Origin of the sequence: Acinetobacter sp., from assembly GCF_045628685.1 — a bacterium.
Taxonomy (GTDB): Bacteria; Pseudomonadota; Gammaproteobacteria; order Pseudomonadales; family Moraxellaceae; genus Acinetobacter.
On sequence record NZ_JAZQPV010000053.1, the window covers coordinates 79,353 to 85,893 of the forward strand.

Here is a 6,541-nt window from a genome sequence, read left to right on the forward strand (position 1 = left end):
ATTCTTGGTATAAAAAAGTCCATCGCTATGGGCTGGAATGTCGCGTATACCTCTACAGAATTAATGCTGTGTATCTATCGCTGCTTTAGAGCTGACAGATGGATTCCCTTTAAACACATTCAGGTGATTAAACAGAAGATTAAGAATAATCGCCATCAAGCAGGTGGAGCTAATCCCTGAATGAAATAAAGTTTGCACCCATTTGGGGAAGTTTGCATAAAATGAATGATCAATAATCGGGATCATGCCAGCAGCAATCGCGGTTGCCACAATAATCAGGTTTTTTTGTTCGTTATAATCAATTTTAGCCAAGGTACGAATTCCACTCGCCGCCACTGTCCCAAAAAGAACCAAGCCCGCACCGCCCAGTACAGGTACAGGAATCGCGGCAATCAAACGCCCCATAATCGGCAGTAATCCCAAAACCACTAAAATCATACCGCCGGCAGCAACAACAAAACGGCTTTTTACCCCTGTGATTGCGACCAAACCAACATTTTGTGCAAAAGCACTCTGCATAAAGGAGCCAAATACCGGAGCTACCGCACTTGATAACATATCGGCACGCAAGCCATCAGAAATACGAGTCGAATCTACTTTAGTCCCTACAATCTCACCGACTGCAATAATATCTGCTGTGGTCTCAGTCATAATGACCAGAGTAACAATCAGCATGGAAATGATCGCGGTCAATTCAAAAGTCGGTAGCCCAAAAGCAAAGAAGCTTGGAACTTGTATCCATGTACCACTTGCCACTTTAGAGAAATCACCAAAACCAAATAAATAGGCCAATACCGAGCCGAATACAATCGCCAGTAAAATTGACAAGCGACGGATAGCTGCATGTCGGCTTAAATTCAAGCAAATCACCAGGCCTAAGGTCATCAGTGCCAGACCAATATTTTCAACACTTCCCCATTCAGGTGCATTTTTATTGCCACCCATCATCCAGCGTACAGCCACAGGCAACAAGGACAGACCAATCACGGTAATTACACAGCCGGTTACGACAGGCGGAAAGAAGCGGATAATTTTGGAAAAATAAGGCGCTATAAAGAAACCAATCAGTGATGCGACAATAACGGCGCCATAGACTGCTTGCAAACCGCCACCTGTGGTAACAATCGCCACCATGGTCGCAACGCCGGCAAAAGAAACCCCTTGTACTAAAGGTAATTTGGCCCCGATATACTTCACACCAATGGTTTGTAATATCGTGGCTAAACCGCCTACAAATAGTGCTGCTGCAATCAATAATCCAATTTGATAGGCGTCCAGACCTGCTGCTGTTCCCACGATCAAAGGGGGTGCAATAATACCGCCGTACATGGTCAATACGTGCTGTAGGCCATAGGCCACACTTTTTCCTGCACCCAGATATTCATGTTCTGGTGAAAGTGTTTGCTTTTCTTCTGTCATTCTTTTTAGCTCCCCAAAGTCAAAAAATAAAATCAGCTGCCGCGATATGTGGAGTACGCGAATGGGCTGATCAGCAAAGGAATATGAAAATGCTGTGATGCATCTTTTACATAGAAATGAATGACAGCTTTAGGAAAAAAGGTATCTAATCCCAAGCTTTCAAAATAACCAGAAGTGGCAAACTCCAGACTGTAATTTCCTGCTTTAAATTCGGTTAAACCGAAATCTACCACCCGGCCATCCGTGTTGGTCAAGGCTTCACCGAGCAAGCTTCCGTCTTCTGAAAAAAGTTTAATCTTCACCTGTGCCGCAGGTTTACCCAGATGTGTATCTAAAATATGAGTGCTGATCATGGCTGAAGCTCCTGAGACAGTCTTAACAAGGCAATTTCCGCCAATTGATTGTGGACAATACGTTTTTCAATCTCTGGATCATTGACCAAACGATATTTCAGCGCTTGAAGGACATCTTCACTGCTCAGTCCTGAAGCTTTAATCAGAAAGATAAATCCATATTTTTTTTCGTAGGCAATATTGCCTTTAAGCAAAGCGAGCTGGGTTTCTTCATCCGCTGTAATGGAGGATTGTTCCCGGTTAGAAAAGCTCTTTTCGATTTCACTCAATTCAGCCTGTGCCTTTTTCTCACCAATCCGCGGGTGATTATCCAAAGCTGTTTTAATTTCATCCCAGGTCCAGCTCGCTGCTTGTTGTGCGGCTGTGTTCAGGACGTCTTCAACCGATACATAAGGACGCTTGGCTGCAATCTGGGTTGACCAGCTGGGTATTTGCACACAGTGCTTTAAAAAGCGAATGGCATCTGGTGAGGATGCTTGATTAAATTCAACGAGTTGCACTATTAAATCGCCTGATTATATTGAATGTTTATTCCAAACTGGTTTTGCAATAACAATGCCAAAGCTGATTTGTCTATTATTTTATAAAGGATATAAATCAAAAAAAGAGAACCCAAGGCTCTCTTTTTAAATAGATTATTTTGATTATGGTGCATAGTGTTTATACCAGTGTTCGGCAATATCGCCACGTCGGCAAATCCAGACTTGGTCATGACCTTGAATATAGTCCAGGAACCTTTGTAGTGCCTTAAACCGTCCTGGTCGCCCTAAAATACGACAGTGCATCCCAATAGACAGCATTTTGGGGGCAGTTTCCCCTTCTGCATAGAGCACATCAAAAGCATCTTTAAGGTATTGATAGAACTGCTCCCCACTGTTAAAACCACCTGGTGAGCTAAATTTCATATCATTGTTATCTAAAGTATATGGAATGATCAAATGAGGGCGTGTTTCACCTGCCTGATTAGTTAATATGCTCCAAAATGGCAAGTCATCGCCATAGGAGTCGCTGTCATATTGAATCTGTGGGAACTCCGCTAACAATTGACGCGTATTGGGACTGTCGCGACCGGTATACCAACCCAGAGGTGCTTTGCCAAAAAGTGCCTGTAATACGCTGATGGCTTGGTCCATATGCTGGCGTTCAGTTTCAATATCCATGTTTTGGTAATGCAGCCAACGCTGACCATGCGAGACCACATCATAATTGGCCTTTTTGATTGCTGCGACAACATAGGGATTGCGGATTAATGCCATGCCAACCCCAAAAATAGTCATCGGTAGATCACGTTTCTGAAACTCCTGATGAATCCGCCAAAAACCTGCACGTGAGCCATATTCGTACATAGAGTCCATCGACATATGTTTGTCTTGAAAACTTGCAGCACCAATAATGTCCGATAAGAACTGTTCCGAGCCGGCATCGCCATGCTCGACGTGGTTTTCGCCACCTTCTTCATAGTTCAGTACAAACTGCACTGCGACGCGCGCCTGGTCTGGCCATTCTACTTTGGGAGGTTCGCCGTGGTAGCCAATCAGGTCACGTGAATAGGGTGCGCCGCGAATGTCATCAATGAGTGCTTGGCCGCGTAGATACGTAGTTGTCACGTTTAATCCCTGAGATCTTATAACAATAAAATTTATTAAACGTGACAAGCAATTTATGCGCCAAAAAGATTCATTTAATTCTTTCTAAAGACATCCACCATTTTGGCCAATTGTTCCATACCATTAAATGTAGTTAGAATCTTGTCATCCGATGAAACCAATGGTGAAAAGATAATATCTTCAAACTTTTCAAAGCCTGCTGCATTTTTCTTATGAATTTTTTCAGAAGGCACTGTTGCAAATAGAGATCTGAGTCGATGATATTCCCCTTAAAAAATGCCTAGAGACCGAAAACTCTATTCACCAGATACACTTCACCCTGAGGCTGGCCATAATAAAATGATGAAGCTTGTCCTTTACGTAGTGCACGCATGACTTCAATATCTTTAATTTTGGCATAAGCCGTCTTTATGGATTTGAATCCTAAGGTGGCCCTGATGATCCGCTTTAGCTTGCCATGATCACATTCGATCACGTTATTTTTGTATTTAATCTGCCTGTGCTCAAGGTCTGGTGGGCATTTTTCTTCCCGTTTTAACCGTGATAAAGCACCTGCATATGTGGGTGCTTTATCCGTGCTGATCAATTGTGGAATTTGCCACTTCTTCATATTATTTAAAATTTTTCCAAGAAAACAATAGGCTGATTTGGTATTACGTCTAGAAGAAAGGTAAAAATCAAGGGTATAGCCACGTTGATCGACTGCACGCTACAGATAAGACCATCATCCATTCACTTTTAAATAAGTTTCATCAATATGCCATGAGCTCAGATCTGTAGGATTACGCCAATACCAGCGTAAACGTTTTTCCATTTCAGGAGCATAATGCTGAACCCAGCGATAAATTGTGGTGTGATCAACATTCACACCACGTTCGGCAAGCATTTCCTGAAGTTCACGATAGCTAATGCCATATTTACAATACCAGCGCACAGCCCAAAGAATGATTTTGCCCTGAAAATGCCGACCATGGAAAGGATTCATATGCTGCACCTTTAGCTAAAACAGTCTTCAGCTTACCATTCGTGGTTATTTGCAACAGTGCCCCAAATCAAAAACTCACGGTAATAAATTAGATAGTAAAACAGCAGAAGGTTATGTTTTAGTTAACAGAAATGGACGGACCGTTAAAATTGGTGAAACTACCCGAGGTGAAGATAAATTTGGTGTTGGTAAACAGCAACGATATCCTCAGCGCTTCCTTAAAGAAAATAATCTTGACTATGTAAAAGAGGCTTCTGGAACAAAGATAGATATGCATAAATGGCAAAATCAAAAAATTATAGAATTTACAAATATTTTTGGTTCTAGGCCTCTTTTAAACAAGTCTAATTACTAGGATGTATTTATGAAAATATGGTTAGGTGGTGAGTTAAGTAAAGAAGTTTTAACAGAGGAGCAAATTCAAAATGTATTTAAGGCACGTAATTACATTATGGATACCTTAAACCAGAGGCTAAATGATATATCCTATAATATTCCGTTAGATAGTTGGGATTGTATAATCATTATAATGGGTGAAGATAGTTTTGAAGAACGTATCTATTATTCTATTAAACGCAAAAATATGGATTTTCGATTAAGAATTGATCCGACAAGTTTTAAAGCAACAGATGACTTGGGCCGAAAAAAACTTATTTTTTCTATGCTTTTAAGGAGTTTAGATTTATTAAAAGTTAAGTTTGGAAAAATTCGTCCGAAACTTGATTCAAAGGTTTTTGAAGAGTTAGAAAGACTTAAATCTGATGCATTAAGTATAGCAAAAGAAGAAAGCTGGATTTAGATAATTCATCTGAATAAAAATATAATTTTTTAAGCACTTTTTGTATAAAAAGTGCTTTTTTAATATTAAAAAATTATTTTTATAATAGAATTATATTAATTATTTGTACTAGCTCAAACCTGATCTGACAGTTACCCATTTTTTTATTGTGCCTGTCAGGTTAAATTTGAGCTAAATTCTTCTCAGCCCAAATTCGTTTTCCATCAAGTAAAGTTTCAAATGGTGTACGACCACAGCACATTTTTCCTTGATGAGTCCGTTCAGTATTATAGAATTTTAGCCAATCGTCTAGATCCACTTGTAATTCTTCCAACGAGCTATAAAGCTTCTTCCTAAAGGTAATTTGATAGAACTCTTGCAATATCGTCTTATGGAAACGCTCACATATACCATTCGTTTGTGGTGAAGCAGCTTTTGTCTTCGTATGATCAATGTCATTGAGGCTAGATACAACTCATAGTCATGTTGCTCCACCTTACCGCATGAGCAGCACTGCTGCGCAAGGGTGCCTCTGTCTGTAAGAATCCGAAGCATTGGTAAATCCTGGGATTGATAGAAAGGCAATACACGAGGCACTGTTGCAAATAGGGATCTGAGTCGATGATATTCCCTTTAAAAAGCTTAGAGACCGAAAACTCTATTCACGAGATACACTTCACCCTGAGGCTGGCCATAATAAAATAACGAAGCTTGTCCTTTACGTAGTGCACGCATGGCCTCAATCCCTTTAATTGTGGCATAAGCCGTCTTTATGGATTTGAATCCTAAGGTGGCCCTGATGATCCGCTTTAGCTTGCCATGATCACATTCGATCACGTTGTTTTTGTGCTTAACCTGCCTGTGCTCAAGGTCGGGTGGACATTTTCCTTCCCGTTTTAACCGTGACAAAGCACCTGCATATGTGGGTGCTTTATCCGTGTTGATCACCCGTGGAATTTGCCACTTCTTCACATTATTTAAAATTTTTCCCAGAAAACAATAGGCTGATTTGGTATTCCGTCTAGAAGAAAAATAGAAATCAATAGTATGACCACGTTGGTCAACTGCACGGTACAGATAAGCCCATTGTCCATTTACTACTTTTACATACGTTTCATCAATATGCCATGAGCTTAAATCTGTAGGGTTACGCCAATACCAGCGTAAGCGTTTTTCTATTTCAGGAGCATAGCATTGAACCCAACGATAAATGGTAGTGTGATCAAAATTCACACCACGTTCAGCAAGCATTTCCTGAAGTTCACGATAGCTAATGCCATATTTACAATACCAGCGCACAGCCCAAAGAATGATTTCGCCCTGAAAATGCTGACCATGAAAGGGATTCATATGCTGCAATTTTAGCTAAAAGAGCGTTCAGCTTACCATGAGTGGTTAT

General features: G+C 40.7%; 7 protein-coding genes and 2 pseudogenes. 2 read left to right on the forward strand and 7 right to left on the reverse strand.

Annotated features, from left to right (window positions below):
- Positions 1 to 60 precede the first annotated feature (60 nt).
- The 5 genes and pseudogenes from ACKI4H_RS07015 to ACKI4H_RS07035 form a co-directional block, all read right to left on the reverse strand.
- Positions 61 to 1,419, reverse strand: coding sequence for a nucleobase:cation symporter-2 family protein (locus ACKI4H_RS07015; RefSeq protein ID WP_407304737.1), 1,359 nt, complete (start codon positions 1,417 to 1,419; stop codon positions 61 to 63).
- A gap of 32 nt (positions 1,420 to 1,451) precedes the next feature.
- Entirely contained in the window at positions 1,452 to 1,772 is a 321-nt protein-coding gene (gene uraH / locus ACKI4H_RS07020; protein ID WP_407304738.1) for a hydroxyisourate hydrolase, read from the reverse strand.
- Positions 1,769 to 2,272: a 2-oxo-4-hydroxy-4-carboxy-5-ureidoimidazoline decarboxylase gene (gene uraD, locus ACKI4H_RS07025; RefSeq protein ID WP_407304740.1), complete on the reverse strand. Its 504-nt coding sequence runs from the start codon at positions 2,270 to 2,272 to the stop codon at positions 1,769 to 1,771. Before uraD ends, uraH begins: the two co-directional genes overlap by 4 nt.
- A gap of 144 nt (positions 2,273 to 2,416) precedes the next feature.
- Positions 2,417 to 3,379 (reverse strand): allantoinase PuuE, encoded by a 963-nt coding sequence (gene puuE, locus ACKI4H_RS07030; protein WP_407304742.1) that lies wholly within the window; start codon positions 3,377 to 3,379, stop codon positions 2,417 to 2,419.
- A 280-nt stretch (positions 3,380 to 3,659) separates the two neighbouring features.
- A pseudogene (locus tag ACKI4H_RS07035) lies at positions 3,660 to 4,364 on the reverse strand (IS6 family transposase).
- A 49-nt stretch (positions 4,365 to 4,413) separates the two neighbouring features.
- Between ACKI4H_RS07035 and ACKI4H_RS07040 the strand changes: the two are divergent.
- Together ACKI4H_RS07040 and ACKI4H_RS07045 are read left to right on the forward strand one after the other, a co-directional pair.
- Complete coding sequence (locus ACKI4H_RS07040; RefSeq protein WP_407304743.1) at positions 4,414 to 4,719, forward strand: hypothetical protein; 306 nt, start codon at positions 4,414 to 4,416, stop codon at positions 4,717 to 4,719.
- 9 nt (positions 4,720 to 4,728) lie between these two features.
- Entirely contained in the window at positions 4,729 to 5,163 is a 435-nt protein-coding gene (locus tag ACKI4H_RS07045; RefSeq protein ID WP_407304744.1) for an Imm44 family immunity protein, read from the forward strand.
- Between the two features lie 160 nt (positions 5,164 to 5,323).
- Here the strand turns inward: ACKI4H_RS07045 and ACKI4H_RS07050 are convergent.
- Positions 5,324 to 5,733, reverse strand: a pseudogene (locus ACKI4H_RS07050) (integrase core domain-containing protein); the annotation flags it as partial.
- Between the two features lie 51 nt (positions 5,734 to 5,784).
- Positions 5,785 to 6,492: an IS6 family transposase gene (locus ACKI4H_RS07055; protein WP_407304745.1), complete on the reverse strand. Its 708-nt coding sequence runs from the start codon at positions 6,490 to 6,492 to the stop codon at positions 5,785 to 5,787.
- Between the last annotated feature and the right edge of the window lie 49 nt (positions 6,493 to 6,541).